Origin of the sequence: Pseudomonas sp. HN2-3 (genome assembly GCF_020691745.1) — a bacterium.
GTDB lineage: Bacteria > Pseudomonadota > Gammaproteobacteria > Pseudomonadales > Pseudomonadaceae > Aquipseudomonas > Aquipseudomonas capeferrum.
Genome location: NZ_CP085704.1, coordinates 3,820,758 through 3,843,755 on the forward strand (window position 1 = coordinate 3,820,758; position 22,998 = coordinate 3,843,755).

The 22,998-nt window shown below is 64.2% G+C and carries 22 protein-coding genes and 1 tRNA gene; 8 read left to right on the forward strand and 15 right to left on the reverse strand.

Annotated elements, in window-relative coordinates:
- Nucleotides 1-12: 12 nt before the first annotated feature.
- The 7 genes from LJX93_RS17305 to LJX93_RS17335 all read right to left on the reverse strand — a co-directional run bounded on the left by LJX93_RS17305 (nucleotide 13) and on the right by LJX93_RS17335 (nucleotide 6,353).
- Nucleotides 13-981: a spore coat protein U domain-containing protein gene (locus LJX93_RS17305; protein ID WP_047581089.1), complete on the reverse strand. Its 969-nt coding sequence runs from the start codon at nucleotides 979-981 to the stop codon at nucleotides 13-15.
- Nucleotides 978-3,275 carry a fimbria/pilus outer membrane usher protein gene (locus tag LJX93_RS17310; protein WP_227697311.1) on the reverse strand — a complete coding sequence of 766 codons (2,298 nt, stop codon included), beginning with the start codon at nucleotides 3,273-3,275 and terminating at the stop codon, nucleotides 978-980. The genes LJX93_RS17305 and LJX93_RS17310 overlap by 4 nt, the downstream gene beginning before the upstream one ends.
- Nucleotides 3,276-3,383: 108 nt before the next feature.
- The gene (locus LJX93_RS17315) at nucleotides 3,384-4,160 is read right to left on the reverse strand and encodes a molecular chaperone (RefSeq protein ID WP_095063635.1); all 777 of its coding nucleotides are present in this window, start codon (nucleotides 4,158-4,160) and stop codon (nucleotides 3,384-3,386) included.
- A gap of 39 nt (nucleotides 4,161-4,199) precedes the next feature.
- The gene (locus LJX93_RS17320; RefSeq protein ID WP_033699040.1) at nucleotides 4,200-4,703 is read right to left on the reverse strand and encodes a spore coat U domain-containing protein; all 504 of its coding nucleotides are present in this window, start codon (nucleotides 4,701-4,703) and stop codon (nucleotides 4,200-4,202) included.
- A 3-nt stretch (nucleotides 4,704-4,706) separates the two neighbouring features.
- On the reverse strand, nucleotides 4,707-5,240 hold the full coding sequence (locus LJX93_RS17325; protein WP_033699041.1) for a spore coat U domain-containing protein: 534 nt from the start codon (nucleotides 5,238-5,240) through the stop codon (nucleotides 4,707-4,709).
- 18 nt (nucleotides 5,241-5,258) lie between these two features.
- Complete coding sequence (locus LJX93_RS17330; protein WP_047581094.1) at nucleotides 5,259-5,795, reverse strand: spore coat U domain-containing protein; 537 nt, start codon at nucleotides 5,793-5,795, stop codon at nucleotides 5,259-5,261.
- A gap of 30 nt (nucleotides 5,796-5,825) precedes the next feature.
- Nucleotides 5,826-6,353, reverse strand: a complete 528-nt coding sequence (locus LJX93_RS17335; protein ID WP_227696242.1) for a spore coat U domain-containing protein — start codon at nucleotides 6,351-6,353, stop codon at nucleotides 5,826-5,828.
- A gap of 295 nt (nucleotides 6,354-6,648) precedes the next feature.
- Between LJX93_RS17335 and LJX93_RS17340 the strand changes: the two genes are divergently transcribed.
- From LJX93_RS17340 to LJX93_RS17350, 3 genes are read left to right on the forward strand one after another with little or no spacing between them, the layout of a single operon-like run.
- On the forward strand, nucleotides 6,649-8,898 hold the full coding sequence (locus LJX93_RS17340; RefSeq protein WP_227696243.1) for an ATP-binding protein: 2,250 nt from the start codon (nucleotides 6,649-6,651) through the stop codon (nucleotides 8,896-8,898).
- Between the two features lie 15 nt (nucleotides 8,899-8,913).
- Nucleotides 8,914-9,375, forward strand: coding sequence for a response regulator (locus LJX93_RS17345; RefSeq protein WP_186655050.1), 462 nt, complete (start codon nucleotides 8,914-8,916; stop codon nucleotides 9,373-9,375).
- 13 nt (nucleotides 9,376-9,388) lie between these two features.
- Nucleotides 9,389-11,776, forward strand: coding sequence for a response regulator (locus tag LJX93_RS17350; RefSeq protein WP_047581098.1), 2,388 nt, complete (start codon nucleotides 9,389-9,391; stop codon nucleotides 11,774-11,776).
- Nucleotides 11,777-11,902: 126 nt separating this feature from the next.
- Here the strand turns inward: LJX93_RS17350 and LJX93_RS17355 are convergent.
- Nucleotides 11,903-11,977, reverse strand: a tRNA-Gln gene (locus tag LJX93_RS17355).
- Between the two features lie 272 nt (nucleotides 11,978-12,249).
- Between LJX93_RS17355 and LJX93_RS17360 the strand changes: the two genes are divergently transcribed.
- Together LJX93_RS17360 and zapE are read left to right on the forward strand one after the other, a co-directional pair.
- Nucleotides 12,250-12,492: a hypothetical protein gene (locus tag LJX93_RS17360; protein ID WP_033699049.1), complete on the forward strand. Its 243-nt coding sequence runs from the start codon at nucleotides 12,250-12,252 to the stop codon at nucleotides 12,490-12,492.
- A 114-nt stretch (nucleotides 12,493-12,606) separates the two neighbouring features.
- Nucleotides 12,607-13,680, forward strand: coding sequence for a cell division protein ZapE (zapE, locus tag LJX93_RS17365; RefSeq protein ID WP_095063638.1), 1,074 nt, complete (start codon nucleotides 12,607-12,609; stop codon nucleotides 13,678-13,680).
- A 34-nt stretch (nucleotides 13,681-13,714) separates the two neighbouring features.
- Here zapE and LJX93_RS17370 read toward each other — a convergent pair whose 3' ends face one another.
- The gene (locus tag LJX93_RS17370) at nucleotides 13,715-15,604 is read right to left on the reverse strand and encodes a propionyl-CoA synthetase (RefSeq protein WP_033700162.1); all 1,890 of its coding nucleotides are present in this window, start codon (nucleotides 15,602-15,604) and stop codon (nucleotides 13,715-13,717) included.
- A gap of 180 nt (nucleotides 15,605-15,784) precedes the next feature.
- Between LJX93_RS17370 and LJX93_RS17375 the strand changes: the two genes are divergently transcribed.
- Nucleotides 15,785-16,651 carry a LysR family transcriptional regulator gene (locus LJX93_RS17375; protein WP_033699053.1) on the forward strand — a complete coding sequence of 289 codons (867 nt, stop codon included), beginning with the start codon at nucleotides 15,785-15,787 and terminating at the stop codon, nucleotides 16,649-16,651.
- Here the strand turns inward: LJX93_RS17375 and LJX93_RS17380 are convergent.
- The 5 genes from LJX93_RS17380 to LJX93_RS17400 form a co-directional block, all read right to left on the reverse strand.
- Nucleotides 16,625-17,782, reverse strand: a complete 1,158-nt coding sequence (locus LJX93_RS17380; protein ID WP_227696244.1) for an HPP family protein — start codon at nucleotides 17,780-17,782, stop codon at nucleotides 16,625-16,627. The genes LJX93_RS17375 and LJX93_RS17380 overlap by 27 nt on opposite strands.
- Nucleotides 17,783-18,007: 225 nt before the next feature.
- Entirely contained in the window at nucleotides 18,008-19,327 is a 1,320-nt protein-coding gene (locus LJX93_RS17385; protein WP_033699055.1) for a sensor histidine kinase, read from the reverse strand.
- Nucleotides 19,324-19,992, reverse strand: a complete 669-nt coding sequence (locus LJX93_RS17390) for a response regulator transcription factor (RefSeq protein ID WP_033699056.1) — start codon at nucleotides 19,990-19,992, stop codon at nucleotides 19,324-19,326. The genes LJX93_RS17385 and LJX93_RS17390 overlap by 4 nt, the downstream gene beginning before the upstream one ends.
- Nucleotides 19,993-20,307 carry a PepSY domain-containing protein gene (locus LJX93_RS17395; protein ID WP_033699057.1) on the reverse strand — a complete coding sequence of 105 codons (315 nt, stop codon included), beginning with the start codon at nucleotides 20,305-20,307 and terminating at the stop codon, nucleotides 19,993-19,995.
- Nucleotides 20,307-20,612, reverse strand: coding sequence for a PepSY domain-containing protein (locus tag LJX93_RS17400; RefSeq protein ID WP_033699059.1), 306 nt, complete (start codon nucleotides 20,610-20,612; stop codon nucleotides 20,307-20,309). Before LJX93_RS17400 ends, LJX93_RS17395 begins: the two co-directional genes overlap by 1 nt.
- A 155-nt stretch (nucleotides 20,613-20,767) precedes the next feature.
- Between LJX93_RS17400 and LJX93_RS17405 the strand changes: the two genes are divergently transcribed.
- Entirely contained in the window at nucleotides 20,768-21,847 is a 1,080-nt protein-coding gene (locus tag LJX93_RS17405) for a hypothetical protein (RefSeq protein WP_033700164.1), read from the forward strand.
- Between the two features lie 15 nt (nucleotides 21,848-21,862).
- Here the strand turns inward: LJX93_RS17405 and LJX93_RS17410 are convergent, their stop codons facing one another.
- A complete protein-coding gene (locus tag LJX93_RS17410; RefSeq protein ID WP_033699060.1) occupies nucleotides 21,863-22,468 on the reverse strand; it encodes a hypothetical protein in 606 nt (201 codons plus the stop codon).
- A gap of 124 nt (nucleotides 22,469-22,592) precedes the next feature.
- Here LJX93_RS17410 and queD point away from each other — a divergent pair, with 124 nt between their 5' ends.
- Complete coding sequence (queD, locus tag LJX93_RS17415) at nucleotides 22,593-22,949, forward strand: 6-carboxytetrahydropterin synthase QueD (protein WP_033699061.1); 357 nt, start codon at nucleotides 22,593-22,595, stop codon at nucleotides 22,947-22,949.
- Nucleotides 22,950-22,998: the final 49 nt, after the last annotated feature.

Sequence of the window (22,998 nt, forward strand, 5' to 3'; positions counted from 1 at the left end):
AAGGGCCGACCGCTAAAACTGCACATCCAGCGTCACATTGTCGGTATAGGTGGCCGCTGGCGGTGTGGCCTGGTCGGTGTACACCTTGGCGTTGTAGTTGAACACCTGGCTGCCCGTGCCGGTGCCAGCCCCCGGGTTGATGTCGGCGTCACTGCTCGAACGCCGGGCACCGGTGACCGAGCCCCAGCGCACCGCGCTGGCGCTCTTGAAAATATCGTAGGCCAGGTAGTTGTTGGCTGCAGATTTCATCCTGCGCCGCCCGCCAGACACGTTCTGCCCGTCATCCAGCCCCACCGTGTAGCTGGTACCCTTGGTGCATGTCAGGCTTACGCCCTGGTTCACCGTGGCAAACCCCGATACCACGGGTGCACTGCCGAAACTGATGGCGGGCGTGGTGATCTGGCAGTCGTTGCTCACCGTCAGGCTGACAGTCAGCGGCTGGGTGCCGGAACTGTTGTCGCGCCCAATGCACAAGCCGCCAATGCCGATGCCGTCGCAATAGTTCCAGGCCCAGCCGACGCTCAGCGTTTCCTGATAAAGCCCCGCCGCAACGTTACTGCCGATCTGAGTCCGCATGTAGATCGGTACCGCCTTGGGCGTACCATTGAGCAACCCGAGCAGGTCGAGAATGCCGTTGCGGGCGAAATCGAAGGCCACGCCCCGGGTGATCGGGTAGTTGGTGCTGCTGTCGGCATACAACGTGTAGGGAATGACGTCGCCTGTGGGGCCGACCAAGCCACCTGTGGCCGGAAGAATGGTCGCTTTGAAGGTATCGCCGCTGCCGAGCACGCTGAGCACCGAGCCGTTGCACTGCAACCCCGAATTGCTGCTGAAGGCGGTCTGTACCGTGCTGCGCACCAGGGTCGAACTGATGGTGCCAAATGTCGCGGGCACGGTTGGCACTGACGTGCATTTGCTCCATGCCACGCCTGCCGGCAGCAGCAGCGCGCTGGCCCATAACCTTCGTTGCCAGGCCTTCATCGGCACACCAATGGGCCAATCAAGGGGATCGACCCTGCACTTTCAGGCAGGTCGAATTCAACCTGGCAATGCCCGCCCCCCTCCAGCACAACTTGCAGGCGGTTGTGCGGCGACAGGTTCTCCAGGTAGACCAACCCATCCCAGCCAACCACGGCCTGGCTGCCACTTTCCCCATGGGTCACGCGGCTGCCGAGTTTGATCACCTGCTGGTTGCTATCCACCAGTTCAATGCTCGCCGCCAGCACACGTTTGATCGGGAACTCCAGCAAGTAACCACTGCCCCGACGGACCGCCACGCGTTGCTCCACTTCCGGCGCCAGGATGTCGGGCGGCAGGTCCATCGGGTCGATTTCATACTTGCCTCGGTAGTAGCCGCTGCTGTACGGCACCAGCAGATGGCCATTGCTGTCGGTGCGGCCGATCTGCTGGTTTTCGTAGCGCACCGGCACATCGGCATAGCCATTGGTGCTGACTACTACGAAGGCGTCGTCGATGCGGTTGGCGGCGAACACCCCGGCGTCCATCCATACCAGTGAGCCGCTGGCATCAGCCCAACGGGTCATCTCGCCACTGCTGCCATACACACCGGCCTGCAACTGCACCGACTGCAGGCGCCAGGTGGCATCGGCCTGGCGGTAGGCATCGCGGTTGCCACCGGTGGCGTAACCCAGGTTGTAGCCGACACCACCGCCCACCGGCACCGCACGGCTGTAATTGACCCGCTGCAGATCTTCGCCTTCCTTGCTGCGCTCCACACTCATGGCCAAGGTGCCATTGAAGTCGAACGGAATCACCAGTTGCGCCTGCACGGCCCACTGGCTGTCACCAACCTCGCGGTTGCCCGACAGGTAGATGCTGGTGTTGCCCCATAGCGACTTGCTCCAGCTGAGGTTGATCAGCCGGGTGCGCGAACCGTCCCCGGCCCGGACATCGAAATAGCCGGCGCCGAGGCTGCCGTATTCGTTGAGGTTGAGGCTGACGGTGGCCTGCTCGCTGCGTTGGCTCAGCTGCATGTCCGGGCTGTCGACCCGTGACAGGTCGGCATAGTCGCCATAGCGCTGCAGGCGTTGGTAGCTGAAGCCGATGCGCTGGCTGTTGTACTGGTAGCCGAGGGCGACCTGATGGCCCTTCTCGCCCTCGAACTGGCTCTGCGCCAAGGCCGCGTTGAGCACCCCGAAGTTGCCCACCCGCATGTTGCCACCCAGCCCGCCCAGCAAAAGCGATTCAGAGGTTTCGATGTGACTTTCGAGGGTAAAGCTGTCACTCAGGCCATAGCGCAGGCTGCCCGAGGCGACGCCTGGCCCGTAGCTGAAGTCGCGCACCGCGTAGTCGCGGCGCAGGCTACCGGCAGCTACCGAAAAGTCCGACAGACCTTTTTGCAGCAGGCTGCTGGTGACATAGAACGGCAGCGTGGTCGACACCTGTCGGCCAAGGGCGTCGGTGGTCACCACCACTGCCTCGCCGGCGCCGTTGATGAACGGCACGTTGGTCAGGGTGTAAGGGCCCGGCTGCAGCTCGGTAGTACTGGACTTGTAGCCGTTGATGAACAGGTCGAGCGAGGTCGGCACCGCTGCCTCACCGGCGAATGCAGGCAGTGGGTAGGTGACCAGGTCGGGACGGGCGCCGAAGTCTCGCGACAATTGCAGGCCGCCGACCCGCACCGAGCTGGTCCAGGGCAAAGCACCGGTGACGAAATCACCGGCTTCGTAACTGAGCAGGCGTTGTTCATCCGTGAAGCGCCAGGTGCTGTCGTAACGCAGGAAGCCCTGGCGCGTCTGGTCGGCCTGCGCACCATTGAACGACTGACGCCACTGACCGGTGCTGGAGAACGTTCCCCAGCTATCGAACAGGCGCACTTCATTCCAGGCCGCCAGGTAGGTGCCGCCTTCATCGGTATCGTTGAGGTACAGGTCGTAGTTGAACAACACGCCGAAGCTGCTGCGTGCATCGCTGGCCGGGTACAGGCTGCGGTCGCCGACCTGTTGGCCCGGCAGCCAGGCGGGCGGTACTTGCAACAGCAGGCGTTGGTTCGCGCTGTCGTAGTCGGTGTGCAGGCCTGGCACCGCATCCAGGGCCAGTTCGCCCTGGGGCTCGCCCGGCAGGCTGATACCGGCAGCCCGCAACACATCGCTGCCCAGGTACAGGCGCCCGGCCCGTTGTTGCACGGGCACCAGCTCAGCCTTGGGCATCTGGTTCACCAGCAGGTCGAGGTACAGCGTGGCATCGGCGGTGGCGGACATCTCCGTGGGCGGTGGCGGCAGGTCGTCGGCCAGCACCAGGCAGGGGCCGAACATGGCCAGCCCCAGGCACCAGCGGCGCGTTGTCGCCGACAGCCAGTTCACACACGGTTTCCAACCATTGCCGGGTCCTCCCTGGCCCCTGCCCTTCATTCAATTGCTGGCTCATTGCCCTTGGCGGATGGCATCCGCCGCGCTCTGGCCATTGACCCGCCCCTTGAGCACGCTGCCGGCGCTCGGCGCCAGTGGTGCAGGCCAGCGCATGCTGGCACCGGGCAGCACATAGCCCAGCAGGCCTTCGGCCAATGGTTTGCTCTGGCTGCCCTGCTGCACCACCATGTCGGTGAGGCGCGCATGCACCGGGCCGGTGTTGCGCAGTTCCACGTAGGGCTTGCCCTGCACCGTCACCGCGCGCCAGCTCAATTGCGGCTTGCCCACGCCCTCGGCGTTGCGCTTGCCCTCGGGATCGGCCCTGCCCCACAAGCCTTCGCCGTAGACGAACAGCGGCACCGAGTAGCGCATCTGCAGGCGGATGGCGGCCGTCGCGCCCTGGCTGGCGGGGTCGGCCGGTATCGCCGGGGGGATTTCATCGATGATGATGCGATAGGCCTGCTCCTGGCCGGCGGGCGAGCTGCCGGTGCGGGTCAGGCGAATCAGCTGCTTCTGCCCGGGGGCGATGTTGGCCACTGGCGGGCTGCCAATGATGTCGCGCTGCGGCTGAAACTGCTCCTGGTAATCCCCCTGGCGCCAGGCGAACACCCGCACCTGCAGGTTGGCCGGGGCGCTGCCGCGATTTTCCAGCCACAGCGCACCGGCCTTCTGGTCGGGCTCCAGCACCGGATCAATCGGCCAGATCAGCACCGAGGTGGCGGCCCCTGCCGGCAGGCTTCCCAGCAGCAACAAACCGATCAAACCATGCGCCCACTTCGCGCCTGCCCCCATGCCACTCTCCTTAGATTGCTGTCATTGGTGCCGGCTGTTTCACCAGGTCACCGTCACTTGCACTACATCGGTGTAGGTCCCTGCCGGCAGCGTGCCGGTCAACTGGGTTCGGCCGTACACCGGCAACTTGATCGCCGTGGGGTCGGTGTAGCTGACCGCCACGCTCTGGCCGATGCCAAAGGCTTGGCTGTAGGCCGCGTCGCGGTACAACTGGTAGGCCAGCACTTGCGTGCCGCCCGTGCGTTTGAGGTTGCGGGTGCCGCTGGCGTTGTTCTGCCCGCCGTCCAGGCTCATGCTCAAGGCCACGCCTGGGGTGCACTGGAAGGTCACCGTGCTGCCCCCCAGCGAGGTGCTCAGGGTACCGCTGGCCAGCGCCGACTGGGTGCCGAAGTTGAGGGCCCCGTAATTGCTCACGCCCCCGACCACCAGGCAGCCGGCGACGATCTGTGCAGACACCTGGAACGTGCTGGTGGGCGCCGCACCCAGGGGCGTCGCCAGCAGCACAGCGATACCCGTGAGGCCACCTGCCAGCCAGGCGCGCATGGCTCAGAACGTCAGCTCGACCGCCACGGTGTCGGTGTACACCCCCGCCGGCAGCCCCGCCTTGCCGCGTGCCTGGCCGTACAGGTTGACGGTCTGCGCCACGCCGGTGCTGGTCGGCAAGGTGATGGTGCCGTCGATAGCCAGCACCTGAGTGCGCCCAGTGTCGGTGTAGAAGTCATACGGCACGAAGTTGCCGGCACCGTCGGCGAGCGCACGCGTGCCGCCGCTGGACTGGCCATCGTGGGTACCGGCCCGCACGCGGATCGCCGGTATGGTGCCCGCCGAGCACAGGATGCTCATGGCGCCACCGCTACCGCCAAGCACTTGTGCGTTGGCGGTGCCGAACAGAGCATCCTGGGTACCGAAGTCGAGGGCACCGAAGTTCAACCCTGAGCTCGCGGAACTGCCGTTGACCTGGCAGGCCGAGATCAGTGTCAGCGTCGAGGTGATGTTGCCGGTCACCGTGGCGGCCTGGGCCTGGGAAGCCAAGGCCAAACCGAGGCCGGCGAGGATGCAGTGGGTGAGGTTCGTTCGCATCGGAGTCTCCTTGCGTGGTTACCAGTCCAGGGTCACTCTCAGGGTGTCGCGGTACAGCCCGGCAGGCAGCGCGCGCGGTTGCGCCACCACCACACCGTAAATCGGAATCGGAACCTGCTGGGTGCTGCTGATGGTGAAGGCGCGCGCCTGGCCTATGCCGTAGCGGCTGTTGCCGCCTGGGTCTACCGCCAGTTGATAAGGGATCAGTTCACGGCCGTTGCTCAGGCGTCGCACACCGTCGCTGCCATTCAAGCCGCCATTGATCCGCACATTGAAGGCCCGCACCTCGGGCGTGCAGCTGATCTGCAAGCTGCCTTCCCCAGCCACTTCGTCGACCCGGCTGCGCAGTGGCTGGTCCCAGTTCGGGCCGCGTTCACCGAAGTCCATCAGGCCGGGGTTGCCCAGGGTCGCGGGTTGGTCGGTGCCGCTGCTGATCTGGCAGGCCGCGCTGATCACCAACCGTGCCTGGATGAAACCGGTGGTGGTGCCATGGGCCATACCGCCGGGCAACAGCAGCGGGCCAAGGGTAAGCAGCAGGATCGAGGTGCGGTTCATGGCGTCGCGTCCTTGTGCATGGTGGCGTCCCTACCAGGTGACCGTGATTTTGAGCAGGTCGCCATACAGGCCTGCGCGTGGTACCCAGGCCAGTTTGTCGATACGGGCGTATAACGGCAGTTCAATGGACCCGCTGTCCGGCACCCGTGCCGAATGCGCCACATCGACCGCAACCGGTTCGCGCCAGGCGGCGTCGCGGTACAAGCGATAAGGAATGGGCCGGGCCTTGCCGTCGTCGTTGGCCAGAAAGCGCAGCTCACCTGCGCCACCATGCTGGCCGCCATCGACCCGCACCTGGTAGGGCGTGTCAGGGTTGCATTCAAGGCGTGGCGGCCGTTGGTTGAGGAGTACACCGCTCAAAGGCGCATCAGGGCCATCCAGACGCGCAGCGCTACCCAGTTCGATCCGACCCAACGCTTGTGCGCCAGCGTCGCGCGTCTGGTTGACGAGCATGCAGCCGCGCTGCACCAGCACCCGCACTTCCACGAGAAAGTCAGCCGCTACGGCACTGCCGCTCAACATCAGGCCCAACAACGCGACCACAAAGCGTTCCGTCACTTGATAATCCTTGTCGCTGTGTGCTCACCTGAGCGTAGCAGCGCGTTGGAATATCATTGATGGCTTCAAGCCATTTTTTGGTATTAGCGAGAAAGCGATAGCGCGTGTTCAAGGCCACTCCTCGACAGCCGTCAGGAAAAAATCTTCTTCATCAGCGAACCCCTCGTCGCACAGTGCCTCCAATGGCCATGAGCCGGCAAATCAGCCGACATTCTGGTACGGTGCATGGCTACTCTCATCCCGTGCCAGACAGATGCGGCATGCACGGACAGGCATGACAGGAGCGTTTTCATTGATGACTGCAGACAACCCATTCGCCGAGGCCGCAGAGCGCTGTGCCCAGGAGCCTATCCAGGTGCCTGGCAGCATCCAGCCCCACGGGTTTCTGCTGGTGCTGGACGAAACCGACCTGCGCATCCTCCAGGCCAGCGAGAACACCGAGCGCTGGCTCGGCTTGCCGGCCAGGAAACTGCTGGGCTGTACGGTTGCCGACCTTGTCAGTGACGCCTTCGATGTACGGGCGCACCTTGCGCGCCTGCCCGACGACGAGGCCTTTCCTTTCCATATAGGCGATGTGCGCCTGCGCCAGGGCGCCCCCTGCACCGAGCCATTGCGCGTAATGGCCCACCGTCACGACCAGGTGCTGATCGTTGAGTTCGAGCCGGTGCGCAGGCTTGCGAACGCGGCCGAGCAAGGTGATTACTACCCACTGGTGCGCAGCTTTGTCGGTAACCTGCACCTGGCTGCCAGCCTTGAGGAGTTGCTGCAGCAGTCGGTGCAACAGCTCAAGCGCATCACCGGTTTTGGCCGGGTCAAGGCGTACCGTTTCGACAGCGAAGGCAACGGTCAGGTGCTGGCCGAGGTGGCCGACCCAGGCTACCCCAGCTACCTGGGCCTGTGCTTCCCCGCTTCGGACATCCCGCGCCAGGCCCGCGAGCTGTATCGGGTCAACCGTATCCGCGTGATCGAAGACGCCAACTACCAGCCCTCGCCGCTGGTGCCTGCCGCCAACCCGCGTACCGGCAAGGCACTGGACATGAGCTTCGCTGCGCTGCGCAGCGTGTCGCCGGTGCACCTGCAATACATGCGCAACATGGGCACCCTGGCGTCGATGTCGCTGTCGATCGTGGTCGACGGGCAGCTGTGGGGGCTGGTGTCCTGTCACCACGATCAGCCGCGCCCGGTGGGCCTGCCTACTCGCACCGCCTGCGAGCTGCTGGCCAGCGTGCTGTCGCTGCAGATCGAATCGCGCGAGTCCCACGCCAGCACGCGCAAACTGCTCGACCTGCGCCAGCACATCGTGCGCATGATTTCGTCGATGGCCGACCATGACAGCGTCAGTGACGGCCTGCGCGACCTGCCCGAGGTCTTGCTGGAGTTCGCCGACGCCTGCGGCGCTGCGGTGATCTCGGCCGACCGCTGCGACCTGATCGGCAAGACGCCACCGCAAGCGCAAGTCACGGCGCTGGTGCATTGGTTGGCCCAGCGCGGTGAAGACACGGTATTCCACAGCGACAACGTACGCCGCGACATCGACGAGTTGCCTGAGCTGGCGGCCCATGCCGGCGGTGTGCTGGCGGTGGCCATCTCGCAAATCCATTCGCACTACCTGGTGTGGTTCCGCCCTGAACAGGTGCGCACGGTGAACTGGGCCGGACAGCCTGCCAAACAGCTAGGCCCGCAAGGCCAGCTGGACCCGCGGCACAGCTTCGAGCGCTGGCAGGAGGACGTGCGCGGTTATTGCCAACCCTGGGACCCTTTGATCGTCGAAGGTGTGGTTGAACTGCGCACCGCCGTGCTGGGCATCGTCCTGCGCAAGGCCGAAGAGCTGGCGCAACTGGCAGGCGAGCTGCGCCGTTCGAACAAGGAACTCGAAGCCTTTTCCTACAGCGTGTCCCACGACCTGCGTGCGCCCTTGCGGCATATCGCCGGCTACACCGAGCTGCTGGGCGAGATCGAGGGCCAGGGCCTGAGCGAACGCGGTCGACGTTTTTTGCAGCATATAGAAGAAGCGGCGCATTTTGCCGGCAGCCTGGTGGACAACCTGCTGAACTTCTCGCAAATGGGCCGTTCGGCCCTGCGCTTGTCGGATGTCGACCTCAATGCCCTGGTCGACGCCATTCGCACCGAGCTGGCCCCGGACTACCAGGGCCGCGAAATCGTCTGGGATATCGCCACGCTGCCGAAGGTGATTGCCGACCCGGCGTTCATCAACCTGGCGCTGCAGAACCTCATCGGCAACGCCATCAAGTACACCCGCGGGCGTGACCCGGCGCGTATCGAAATCAGCGCCCAGGTGCATCAGGGCGAAGTCGAGGTGTGCATCCGCGACAACGGCGTGGGGTTCGACATGGCCTACGCCAACAAGCTGTTCGGCGTATTCCAGCGCCTGCACCGCATGGAAGACTTCGAAGGCACTGGGATCGGCCTGGCAAGCGTACGCCGCATCATCGAGCGCCATGACGGCCGCGTCTGGGCGCAAGGCCAGATCGACCAGGGCGCCAGTTTTCACTTCACCCTCCCGCGGCCCGCCGCGACTACATGAGGCCCCTGTACCATCATGCTCAAACCCATCCTGCTGGTAGAAGACAACCCCCGGGACCTGGAGCTCACCCTGCTGGCCCTGGAGCGCAGCCAGTTGGCCAACGAAGTCATCGTGCTGCGTGACGGCGCCGATGCCCTGGACTACCTGTTGCGCCGCAACGCCTATGCTGCACGCGACGACGGCAACCCCGCCGTGCTGTTGCTGGACCTCAAGCTGCCCAAGGTCGATGGCCTGGAAGTGCTCAAGGAAGTCCGTTCCACGCCTGACCTGCGCAGTATCCCGACGGTGATGCTGACCTCGTCTCGAGAGGAGCCCGACCTGCTGCGCGCCTACGAGCTGGGGGTCAATGCCTACGTGGTCAAGCCCGTGGAATTCAAAGAGTTCGTCGCCGCCATCTCCGACCTCGGGATATTCTGGGCCGTGCTCAACGAACCGCCACCCGGCTCGCTGCGCCTAAACCGCCGCAGCAGCAATTGAGGCCACCGCAAAGATGCTGCCAACGCCGCTGAAACTGTTGATGGTCGAAGACAGCTCGATGGACGCCGAGCTGACCCTGCTGCGCCTGGAGCGCAGCGGGCTGCACGTTGAGTCGCAGCTGGTGTTCGACCATATAGGGGTCGAGCACGCGCTGCGTGAGGCTCATTACGATCTGATCCTCTGCGACTGCGTACTGCCCGGCTCGTCCGGCACCGACGTGCTGGCCATTGCCCAGCGCCTGGCACCGGACACCCCGTTCATCTTCCTTTCCGGCATCTACGGTGAAGAGCACGCGGTGGAGATGATCCGCCTGGGTGCCACCGACTATGTGCTGAAGAAAAACCTGCCCCTGCTACCCAAGGCCGTGCGGCGGGCCCTGACCGAGGTACAGGAGCGCCAGCGCCGGCGCCGCGCCGAAGAAGCGCTGGCAGATGTCGAAGCGCGCGCACGCATCGCCATCGACGCCGCCGGCATGGGCACCTGGGACCTGCGCCCACAAGAAGGCCTGTTGCTGTGGGACGACCGCTGCAAAACCTTGTTCGGGTTGCCCACCAGCACCGAGATGAGCATGGAGGTGTTCCTGGCCGGCATCTACCCCGATGACGTCGCCATGGTCCGTGACGCCGTGCAGCATGCCATGCGCTCCGAGAGCGACGGCCACTACCGGGTCGAATTCCGTAGCGCGCTACTCGACGGCCTGGAACCGCGCTGGCTGCTCAGCAGCGGCCAGACCCAGTTCGTCGACGGCCAGTGCGTGCGCTTTTCCGGCGTGCTGCAGGACATCCATACCCAGCGCCAGGCCACCCAAGCCCTCAAGCAACTCAACGAGATGCTCGGTGAACGGGTCGAGCGCCGCACCCGTGAACGCGACCGTGCCTGGGAGCTGTCGCAGGACTTGCTGGCGGTGTTGAACAAAGACCTCACCCCGGTCGCGCTCAACCCGGCCTGGGAGGCGAGCCTGGGCCTTTCCCGCGAGCGGCTGAGCCAGGCGTCGCTGCTGCACCTGTTACCCGAACCCGATCAAGAACTGTTGCTCACCGAACTGGCCGCCCTCGCCCACGGCCGCACCAGCGCGCGCTTCGTCGGGCGCATCCTGCATGCCGGCGGCCAGCAGCGCTGGCTGTCCTGGGTGGTGGTACCGGAAGACACCCTGCTGTATGTGGTGGCCCGCGACATCACCAGCGAGCGCGAGGCCGCCCTGGGGCTGGCCGAGGCCAACACCCGCCTGCGTGAGCAAATCACCGAGCGCGAGCGCATCGAGGCCGCGTTGCAACAGATGCAGCGCCTGGAAGCGGTCGGCCAACTGACCGCTGGCGTGGCGCACGACTTCAACAACCTGCTGACAGTAATCCTCACCGGTGCCAGCTTCCTTGAGCGCGACCTGAACAAGGCCGACCTGAACAAGGCACGCACCCGCCTCACGCATATTCGCGAAGCGGGCGAACGGGGTGCCAAGCTGACCTCGCAGTTGCTGGCCTTCTCCCGACGCCAGCGCCTGGAGCCGGTGCCACTGAACCTGAACCGGACCCTGGCCGGCCTTGAGGAGTTGCTGCGCCGCACCCTTGGCGGCAACGTGTCGGTGCGCCTGGACCTGGACCCGAACCTGTGGCAGGCACTGACCGACCCGACCCAGACCGAGATGATCATCCTCAACCTGGCGATCAATGCCCGGGATGCCATGCCGGACGGCGGCCAACTGGCCCTCTCGACCCGCAACACCCACATCGAGGCCCGCCCTCAGCGCCCGGAAGACCCGGACCCCGGCGAGTACGTGATGCTGAGCATCCGCGACACCGGCTGCGGCATGAGCGAAGACGTGCTGGCCAAGGTGTTCGAGCCCTTCTTCACCACCAAGGACATCGGCAAGGGCTCGGGCCTGGGACTGGCCCAGGTATTCGGCTTTGCCAAGCAGTCGGGCGGTGGCGTGCGCATCGACACCGAGCCTGGTCGCGGCACTCAGGTGGCAGTGTACCTGCCGGCGGTAAAGGATCACGTGCAGAGCGAACCGGTGGCCCCACTGCTTGCCCAGCCGACCAGTGCAAGTGGCCACAACCGCACGGTGCTGCTGGTGGATGACGACCACCTGGTACGCGACATGCTCGGCGATGTGCTGCGCCAGTACGGCTATCAGGTGCGTCAGGCGCACAGCGGTGAGCAGGCCCTGGCCTTGCTCGATGACGAGATTGACCTGTTGCTGACCGACTTTGCCATGCCCGAATTCAACGGCGCGCAGTTGGCGCTGGCGGCGCGCGAACGGCACCCGCGTTTGCCGGTGGTGTTTCTGACCGGTTATGCAGAGCTGGAGGGGTTGGAGTTGCCAGGTAGCCTGGTGATGCAGAAGCCTGTGCAGGCCGATGAACTGGCGCGTGCGCTGAGTGAACTGCTGCGCACCTCGCCGTAGTTTGCACCCCCTGCCCATGTCGCCGGCTTACCGGCGACATGGGCAGGTACAAACGCCGGAAACGACAAAACCCGGCGCTTATCTTGCTAAGCACCGAGAAAAGAAGAGGTAATGTGAAACAGAAAATGGCAGGGGCGGCTGGATTCGAACCAACGCATGGCAGGATCAAAACCTGCTGCCTTACCGCTTGGCGACGCCCCTGTATCGGATGCAGCAATTGCTGCTCTGACAATTCCAACTGCCTGACAACTGGGTTGTTGTCGTGGAATGCGCGGCACTTTAACAACATTCTTTAGAGCTGTGAACCCCCTTTATGAAAAAAAATGCTTTAAAACAGCAAGTTACTCTTCGTCATCGGCGCGAAGCGCCCATCCCCGGCAACCACCCGTCGCTTTCCCCCTGCCCCGCGTCAACACAATCGTATTTCACCCTTCCAATCAGATAAGCGCACTGCATTGACCAAGGAGGCACCCATGCCTGTCTCACACGACCTTTACCAGGACTTGCACTACCCCCGCGAAATCGTCCAGCAACGTCGCCAGCAGGACAAGGCCCTGGACCGGCTCTTGGACGAGTACATGGACATCGACAACCAGGTGCTGGCCGCCGAGTCGATCTCCGCTGGCAATTTCGTCGACGAAGACCTGCGCCACCTCAAGGAACGCCGCCTGGCGGTGAAGTACATGATCGAGCGTCAACTGGAACGTAAAGGCTGAGGGCCGCGCGAACCTATCTCGTCTGGCGATCATTGCCCACTGCTTTCTCTATTGGTCAAAATGGCGGCCTTCGCGCAAGCTGCGCCCTGCCCCCTCGACCAAGGAGCTACCGATTTGCCTGCCTGGATCCCTACCCCGCTGCGTCAGCTCGGCCAGCGCCTGCGCGCAAGCGCTGCCCCTCAGAGCGAATTGCTGGCCTGGTTCGAGGACAAGGCCAGCAGCCGTGGCTACCAGCTCAGCGAGGGTCAGCGTCGGGTCATCCAATGCATGGCCAAGCAGGTGGCACAGCTGGAAAACGGACAACCGCGCAGCCTCTACCTGCATGGCTCAGTGGGCCGGGGCAAAAGCTGGCTGCTCGACGGTTTTTTCCAGGCTGTGCCGGTTGCGACCAAGCGGCGCCTGCACTTCCATGATTTCTTTGCCCGACTGCACCAGGGCATGCACCGCCACCGGGCGCTGGACGATGCCCTCGGGGCGACCCTGGACGAGCTGCTCGGCGCGTGTCGAGTGCTGTGTTTCGACGAATTCCATGTGCATGACATTGGCGATGCCATGCTGCTCACCCGGCTGTTCACCGCGCTGTTCGAGCGTGGGATATGGCTATTGGTAACGTCGAACTACGCACCGGAAGGGCTGTTGCCCAACCCGCTTTACCATGAACGTTTTCTGCCGGTGATCCGCCTGATCAACGGCCGAATGCAGGTGCTGGAAGTCGGCGGCGACACCGATTTTCGCAGCCTGCCAGCCAACCGCGAGCACCAGCGGTTTACCCAAGGTCACTATGTGTGGCCCGGCACCGCCGAGCAGCGCCAGGCACTGAACGTGCCGGGCGCGCAGCCTGCCACGCTGGATATCAACAAACGCAGCCTGCGCGCACTGGCCCATCAAGGTCGGCAGGTGATGTTTGCCTTCGACGACCTGTGCGAACAGCCTACTGCGGTGATCGATTACCTGGCGCTGGCGGCGCAATACGATGCGTGGGTCATCGATGGGCTGGGCGATTTGTCCGACTGCTCATTGGCCGCGCAGCAGCGATTCGTGAACCTGGTGGATGTGCTATATGACCAGGACAAGCAACTGACGGTGATCGGGCAGCGACCGCTGGATGAGAGCCTGGGTGGCGCGATTACCGACCTGATGCGCACGCGCAGCCGGCTGGGGCAGTTGCATCAGGTGGGGCCTGATTGATGCCGGGGCTGCCATGCAGCCCCAGCATCCCACCTCAACCCGCTCGCGGCAGGTCCGCCAGCACCGCCTCGATTTCCCCCAGCACGGCGGGGTCGTCCAGGGTCGAAGGCGGCACATAGTCCTGGCCATCGGCAATCTTGCGCAGCACCGCCCGCAAGATCTTCCCTGAGCGGGTCTTGGGCAACCGCTTGACCAGCCGCACCCGGTTGAAACACGCCAGCGCCCCGATCTCCTCGCGCACGTTGCCCACCAATTCGACCAACAACTGCGACTCGGCAATGCCTTCGCCATCCTTGAGCACCACCAGTGCCAAAGGCACCTGCCCCTTGATATCGTCATGCACGCCGATCACCGCGCATTCGGCGACCGCCGGGTGACGCGCCACCAGGTCCTCCATCTCGCCGGTAGACAGACGATGCCCGGAGACGTTTATCACGTCGTCCGTGCGCCCCATGATGTACACGAAACCGTCATCATCGAGGTAACCGCCGTCGCCTGTGTGGTAGTAGCCGGGATAGGTGCGCAGGTAGGCCTGCAGGTAGCGCTCGTGGTCGCCCCACAGCGTCTGGCTGCACCCGGGCGGCAACGGCAGCGCGATGACGATCGAGCCCTGGTGGTTGGGCCCCAGCAAATGGCCTTCATCGTCCAGCACACGTACGTTGTAGCCCGGCACGGCGCGGTTGCTCGAGCCCGCTCGCGCGGCGCTGCCGTCCAGCCCAACGCAAGGGGCGGTGACCGGCCAGCCGGTCTCGGTTTGCCACCAATGGTCGTGCACCGGTTTGCCAGTGACCCGTTCCAGCCATTCATGGGTGCTGGAGTCGAGCTTCTCCCCGGCCAGAAACAGCTGACGCAGCGAGCTCAGGTCGTGCCCTTTGATCAACGCGCCGTCCGGGTCTTCCTTGCGGATTGCACGCATGGCGGTCGGCGCACAGAACAAGGCGTTGACCTTGTATTGCTCGACCACCCGCCAATACGCCGAGGCGTCCGGGGTGCGTATCGGTTTGCCCTCATAAAACACCGTGGTGCAACCGCTCATCAACGGGCCATACACAATCAGCGAATGGCCGACCACCCAGCCCACATCGGAAATCCCCCACCACACGTCACCGGCCTGCATACCGTAGATGTGGCGCATGGCATAGCACAGCGCTACCGCGTTGCCGCCGTTTTCCCGCACGATGCCCTTGGGCTTCCCGGTGGTACCGGAGGTGTACATGATGTACAGCGGGTCACCTGCATCCAGTTCGACAGGGGCGACCGGCTCGGCCATTGCCAGCGCTTGCTGCCAATCGAGGTCGCGGCCAGGCTGCAACGGGGCGCGGGCCTGGGGCCGCTGCAATACCAGCACATTGCGCGGCTGGTGGCGGGCCAGTTGCAGGGCGCGATCGACCAGCGGCTTGTATTCGATCACCCGGTCGAACTCCAGGCCACAGGATGCCGTCAGCAACAAAGTGGGCCGGGCATCATCGATGCGCAAGGCCAGTTCGTTGGCGGCAAAACCGCCGAACACCACCGAATGCACCGCGCCGATCCGCGCGCAGGCCAGCATGGCCATGGCCGCCTGGGGCACCATGGGCATGTAGATGATCACCCCGTCCCCCTTGTTGACCCCCAGCTGGCGCAGCAAGCCCGCCAGGCGTGCCACCTCGTCGCGCAACTGACGATAGGTGTACGCCTGTTGCACGCCTGTCACAGGCGAGTCGTAGATCAGCGCCAACTGCTCGCCGCGACCTTGTTCGATCTGGTGGTCGAGGGCAAGGTGGCAGCTGTTCAGGCGGCCGTCGGCAAACCAGCGGTGGGTACCGTCCGGGTTGTCCTGCAAGGTGAGGGAAGGCGTGCGGTGCCAGGCCAGGTGCGCGGCCTGTTCGGCCCAGAATGCGGCAGGGTCGGCAATGGAATGGGCGTAGCTGTGCTGATAGCTCATGGCGTAGAAAACCCGGTACTTGTTGTTATTGAAGGGCGAAACTTGAGTATGGACCGCCACACCGGGGCCGCCATGGGACTAAAGTCACAACCGATCTGCAAATTTGCAGACAACGCCTATACGCCCCATAACGGTGCAAACTCTCTAGAATAGGCCTCCCCTTCCGCCACTGAGCACCCCATGGATATCGAACAGGCCCGTACCTTTCTGGAAATCGTGCGTTGCGGCAGCCTGGTCGCCGCCGCTGAGCGCCTGTTCGTGTCGCAGACCGCGATCACTGCACGGGTACAGCGCCTGGAGCAGCAACTGGGCTGCCAGTTGTTCGTACGCAGCCGCAACGGCGCCAGCTTGACCAGCGATGGCGAGGCCTTCGTCAGCTATGCCAACCAGCTGGTGCAGACGTGGGAAGCGGCGCGCCGCGACCTGCCGCTGCCTGAAGGGTGCCATCAAGTGCTGCATGTGGGCGGCGAAGTGAGCCTGGGCAACCCGATGATGCTCGACTGGGTCAGCGCCCTGCACCGCGAGCTGCCCAGCCATGCCATCCGCAGCGAGGTGAGCGATGGCGAGTCGCTGCTGCGCAAGGTGGAGATGGGCCTGCTGGACGCCGCGCTGGTGTATCAGCCGACCTACGGGCCGGGCCTGCAGGTGGAGCAATTGATGGAAGAGAAGTTGATCCGCGTGCGCCGGGTTGACCAGCCAGACCCGTACATCTACATCGACTGGGGGGAGGCATTCCGCCGCCAGCACGACGCCGCCCTGCCCGACTGCGCGCGCCCGGCACTGAGCTTCAACCTCGGGCCCCTGGCTCTGCAGTTCATCCTCGACCAGGGCGGCAGCGGCTACTTCCGTACCCGCGTAGTGCAGGCCTATCTGGACAGCGGGGTGTTCGAGCGGGTACCCCAGGCACCAGAATTCACCTACCCGACATTTCTGGTGTACCCGCGCAAGCGCGACAGCGAGGCCCTGCAACAGGCATTCGCGATACTGCGCCAGCTGGTGGCCGCCGGCGTCAGCGACTGGTCACAGCGCTGGGACCCGGTGATCTGAAGCATTGCCTGCGGCGCTGAGCAACTGGCGCTTGAGGCCGGCGATCAGGTCGGTCTGGGTGACCACCCCGACCAATTGGCCAGCGTCGATTACCGGCAAGCAGTGCAGCCCTTGTTCACACAGCAAGGGCAACAGGCGCTCCAGCGGGTGCTGGCTGCTGACACTGATCACCCGCCGGCTCATCACCTGCGCCATGCGCACCGCCTTGCGCCCGAACAGGCCGCGCCAACGGAACTGCCCCCGCTGCATGGCCGGCCCGACCAGGTCGCTGAGGCTGACGATGCCTACCAACTTGCCGTGCTGCAGCACCGGCAGGGTTTTCAGGTGGTGACTGGCCAGCATCGTCCACGCCTGCTCCAGGGTGGTGTCGGGTGACGCGAACTGCACATCCCGGGACATCACCGATGCTGCAGTAATACCGCCAAGGCTGCGTTGCAGGGCATGCTGCTCGGTGGCAAGGATGATGCGTTCCAGCTCGTCGCGAGTGACGTCGACGAACTCGCCCAACTCTTCAAGCGCCTGGTTCAGATCGGCGCCGCTGACCCCCACGCGCTCACTGGGCAATGGGTCATGGGTGTGATGCAGCTCTTTGCGCGGGGCATTGCCCTTGGGGTAGCGCACGCCGGTCAAACGGTTGTAGAGCACCGCGACTGTCACCAGGATCAGCGCATTGAGCAGCACCGGCTCCAGCAGATGGTCACCCAGGGCCGTAAGCCCCGAATCGGCCAGCACTGCACTCACCGCCACCCCACCGCCCGGCGGGTGCAGGCAGCGCAGCAGGCACATCAACAGCACCGAGATCGCCAGGGCTGCGGCAGCCACCCACAGCTCAGGCCCTAAGCCCTGGCGCATGGCCAGGCCGACAGCGCCCGCCAGGGCGTAACTGCCCAGCACTGGCCAAGGCTGGGCCAAAGGGCCGGAATGCACGGCAAATACCAGCACTGCCGAGGCAGCCAAGGGGCCTAGAAGGTGCAAGGCGATGCCAGGGCCGTAGGCCAGGCTGGTCAGCCAGCCGGCGAGGAACAGGCCGAGCAGTGCACCGGCTCCAGCACGCAGCCATTCTTTAGGGGATGTATTGAGGGGCGCAGGCAACAGCCGCTGCAGACGACTTTCGGAACGCGAGGCAGGCATTGGAATAATCGGGATCGTAGTTTTTCTGGTGAAAAAGAAAGCCCAGCCGAGCTGGCCTGGGCCCTGTATTGCCAAAGCAATAGCGCAAGGGGCTCCGTCCGTGGAGAGATGGAAACTGGGAAGTTTCGTGAGGGGATTGTGCCGGGCGTGGCTTACAAGGGCCAATTCAAAAAAATGCGGCTGTACTGCAATATTTTTGCAGTGGTGATCTGGCTGGCCCCGGCGTTATCGAGCCCGGCGCGGCAACTCGATACTCACCCGCAACCCGCCCAAAGGGCTTTCGAGCAACACCAGGCGCCCGCCCCAGGCCTCCACGATGTCGCGCACGATGCCCAGCCCCAGGCCATGTCCATCGACCTGTTCATCCAGCCGCGAACCGCGCTCCAGCACCTGCAGACGCTGGCCTTCAGGGATGCCCGGGCCGTCATCGTCAACCCACAGCTGGTAACCCCCTTCACTCGGCGCAATCCCCAGGCGCACCTCGCTGTCGGCCCACTTGCAGGCGTTGTCCAGCAGATTGCCCAGCAGCTCCAGCACGTCTTCGCGATCCCAGGGCAGCAACAGCCCAGGCGGTACGTCCCGCTCAAGCACCAGGCCTTCACCGTGGATCATCCCCAAGGTACCCAACAGCCCTGGCAATTCGGCATCGCAGTCGAACTGGGCACCCGGCAAGGCATCGCCCGCCAGGCGAGCCCGGTTGAGTTCGCGCGCCAGGCGCTGCTGAATCTGCTCAAGCTGTGCGCGCATCTGCTCACGCACGTCGGGCAGCCCCTGCAAGCGCTCGCTGGACGCCAGGCTCAGCAGCACCGCCAACGGCGTCTTCAACGCATGGCCCAGGTTGCCCAGGGCATTGCGCGAGCGGCGCAGGCTGTCTTCGGTGTGGCTCAGCAAATGGTTGATCTGCCCCACCAACGGTGCCAATTCCACAGGCACTTCGGCATCCAGCTGGGAGCGCTGGCCCTGTTGCAACTGGGCGATCTGTTGACGGGCTCGCTCCAGTGGGCGCAACGAGCGCTTCACCGTGATGCGCTGCAGTACCAGCACCAGCATCAAGGCCACCAGCCCCATGCCCAGGCCGATCTGCTGCATGCGCCGGAAGCCTTCGCGCACCGGTGAGTAATCCTGCGCCACACTGATCGAGATGTCCTGGCCAAGGCGTCGATAGTCAGCGCGCAGCGCGAGCAATTGCTGGCCCTCAGGGCCTAGCTCGTGGCTATCGGAAAGGCCGGGCGCAGCAGGCTTGGGCATGTCCAGGTCCCACAGCGAGCGCGAACGCCAGGTACCTTGGTCAAAATCGATGCGAAAGTAATAACCGGAAAACGGCCGCTGGTAAGCGCCGGAAATACGCCGCTCATCCAGCTGCAACCCCGAAGGGCCACGCACCAGTGCCACCAACAGGTTCTCGCTTTCCTTGCGCAGGCCGTTTTCCAGGTAGCGCTGCAGGCCCGCCTCGAACAACCACAGGGTGAGCTGCGCAAGCACCACGCCCACCACCACCAGCACCGCCACCAGCCCCAGGCTCAGGCGCGCCTGGATCGACTTCACGCGACGTTCCCGGCGTAGATGTAGCCTTGCCCGCGACGGGTTTCGATCACACTGCGGCCCAACTTGCGACGCAGGTGATTGACGTGCACTTCAAGCACATTGGAGTCGCGCTCGGTCTCGCCATCGTAGAGGTGTTCGGCCAGGTGGCTTTTGGAGAGAATCTGCTGCGGATGCAGCATGAAATAGCGCAGCAGCCGAAACTCGGCGGCGGTCAATTGGATATCGGCCCCATCGCGGCTCACGCACTGTCGGCTTTCATCCAGGTGCAAGCCGGCAGCTTCCAGGGTGGGCTGATTGGCCAGGCCGCGGGCACGGCGCAACAACGCCTGGATGCGCAACTGCAACTCTTCCGGGTGGAAGGGTTTGCTCATGTAATCGTCGGCCCCAGCCTTCAGGCCCTCGATACGTTCGGCCCAGGAGCCGCGCGCGGTCAACACCAGCACCGGCGTGGCCAGGCCGCCGGCGCGCCACTGGGCCAGCACATCGAGCCCCGGCAAGCCCGGCAGGCCGAGGTCGAGGACGATCAGGTCGTAGGGTTCGCTCTGGCCCTGGTACACCGCATCACGGCCGTCGGCCAGCCAGTCCACGGCATAGCCCTGGCGTTGCAGGCCGGCGATCAGTTCATCGGCCAGCGGCACATTGTCCTCGACAAGCAACAGGCGCATTCAGTCGTCTTCCTCGTCTTTGAGCAGCACGCCGCTGCGGGCATCCAGCTTGATCTCGCGCACCACCCCGGCAGGTGTCAGCAGCTCGACCTCGTATTCGTAGCGGCCGTGTTTTTCTTCCAGCTCCGCCTCCAGCAGACGCGCCCCGGGGTAACGCCCCAGGGCTGAGTCAAGCAATTGCTCAAGCGGCAGGATGACGCCCTTTTGCCGCAGCTCAAGGGCTTCATCCTGATCGAGGTCACGGGCAACCGCCAGCGAACAGACAGTCATCAGCGCGAGGGCCAGGTAGCGAGCCTTGCGCGGTAGCGCTTTCATCAGGTGTCCTGTTTGTCCTTCAGTACTTCACCAGTCTTGGCGTCCAGATCGACGTCCCACTCGACGTTTTGCGCATCACGCAGTTCGACCTTGAGGATGTAACGGCCGTACTCGTTCTCGAGCTCCGAATCGGTGATGGTAGAGCCCGGGTGTTTTGCCTTGGCCGTTTCAGCCAGTTTCTGCAGGGACTGAACGGTACCGGCTTTTTCCAGGCCGCTGATTTCGTGAGCCGGCACATCGGCCAGGGCAACGTTGGCACCAACAACCAGAGCAGCGGCGGTGAACAGGGCAGTCAAAGTTTTCATCGTGTCTTCTCTCCTGAGAGATGTTCAAGTTGTCTACGGGGTTAAGATTACCCAGCGGTCCTTAATTCAACCTGAAAACAGCTGGCGCCATGATAGCGCAGCCGGCCATCGTGATCTGCCCTTATAATGACCCGATTGCCGGCCCCGAGATCCCCATGAGCGCCATTCATATCAAGCATCCCGCCCTCACCCTCAAGGCTGGCCAGCGTGCGTTGCGGCAAATCCGCGAGCGCGGCCTGCAGGCTGCGGATGTGGGTGTACTGCCGGGTGCGGCCGGCGGGCCGAAGCCCTTGGGCATACAGGGCCTGGACCTGGCACTGTTCGGAGAGTGGCTGCCATCGGTACCCCGCCAGCGGGCACTGATCGGTGCCTCGATCGGCTCCTGGCGCTTCGCCAGTGCCTGCCTTGACGACCCGGTAGCTGGCATCCGCCGCCTCGGTGAGCTGTATACCGAACAGGACTTTGCCAAAGGGGTCACGGCGGCCGACATCAGCCGCAGCTGCCAGCGCATGCTCGACGACTTGCTGCAGGGCCGCGACGGGCAGATCCTCGCCAACCCGCACTACCGGCTGAACATCCTGGTGGTGAAGAGCCACGGCCAGCTCGCCCACGACCACCCCGGGCGCCTAGGCATGGGCCTGGGGTCGGTAATCGCCAGCAACCTGTTGGGGCGCGCGCGCCTGGGCCGACATTTCGAACGGATCATCCTGCACGACGAGCGTGCCGCCCCACCGCTGGATGCGCTTACGGATTTCCCCTCGCGCTGCCTGCCGCTGGCCCTGGCCAACCTGCGCCCTGCGCTGCTCGCGTCCGGCTCGATCCCGATGGTCATGGAGGGTGTGCGCGACATCCCCGGGGCGGGGGCAGGCACCTACCGCGACGGCGGCCTGCTCGACTACCACCTCGACCTGCCCTACCGTGGCGACGACCTGGTGCTGTATCCGCACTTCACGGACAAGGTGGTACCCGGCTGGTTCGACAAGGCAATGCCCTGGCGCAAAGGGGATGCCACGCGCCTGCAGAACGTATTGCTGATGAGCCCATCACCGCAGTACCTGGCGGCCCTACCCTTTGGCAAACTGCCCGACCGCAACGATTTCAAGCGCTTCATGGGCGACGCGCCCGGCCGCAAGCGCTACTGGTACAAAGCCATTGCCGAAAGCCAGCGGCTGGGCGACGAACTGCTCGAGCTAATTGCCACTGGCGCCCTGCAGGACCGCTTGCAGCCGCTGTAGGCGAAGCAGGCTGGGCTAGGGATACGGCACGCCCGCGCTCATGATCTGCAGCGCCAGTTTTCCAGAGGCGCCGCCCTTTTCATTGAGATAAGGGAAGCCGTCTTCGGTCAGTTGCCTGACCGGCAGACCGTGCAGGCTGACCAGGTCAAGCCCGGTGATGAATTGCCCGCTTTCCAGCGCGCCTGCTTCCAGCCCTTCCAGGCGCCAGATCATCATGCCAGCGCCCAACGGATCGACCCCTACAGGGTCGCTGCAGCCATACAAGCCAAGATAACCGCCACGACTGATGTCAAGCCGGTGCCCTCGGTACCCGTACACATAGGAGGAAGGATCTGTGGCAGAGGCCCTGATATCGAAGTCATAACGTCCCTGGGTTTCATAACAGCCGAACCAGAACCTTACCGGGAAAATCAACCTGCCGGTGATGTTGTAGACGGGTTCGGCGCTGTAGTCATGAGGCCCGGCAAACAGCCAGCCATCGCTGCCAAGGCGCGATTCGGGCCGCCCCAGCACCCCGACCCGGTGCAGGTTTGCCGAGCCTTCTTGTGCAGAACCATCGCCCTCGCTCCAGAACAGGCGGGCTACAAAACTATTTTCGGGAACAAACTGGTAGTCGCTCATGCAGGCATGCCTCACGTCGAGATGAGGGGACTATGCTCAAGCCTGTATCGCGCCAATCGCAGCGGGAAAGGCGCTCGTAGTGTTAAACTGCGCGATCGCACCCGTTCCTACAGAGTTATCTAGCGTGGAAATCTTCAAAGAATTTACATTCGAATCGGCCCACCGCCTGCCCCACGTCCCTGCCGGCCACAAATGCGGCCGCCTGCACGGCCACTCGTTCAAGGTCGGCCTGCACTTGACCGGCCCACTTGACCCTCACACCGGCTGGATCCGCGATTTCTCGGAGATCAAGGCGATCTTCAAGCCGATCTACGAGCAACTGGACCACAACTACCTGAACGACATCCCAGGCCTTGAGAACCCGACCAGCGAAGTGATCGCCAAATGGATCTGGGAGCAGGTCAAGCCGCTGCTGCCGGAGCTGTCCAAGGTGCGGATTCACGAGACCTGCACCAGCGGGTGTGAATATACCGGGGACTAATGCGGTTTTTCCCCAGCCTGTTCGCCAGCAAGCCTGCGCACAGGCCGGG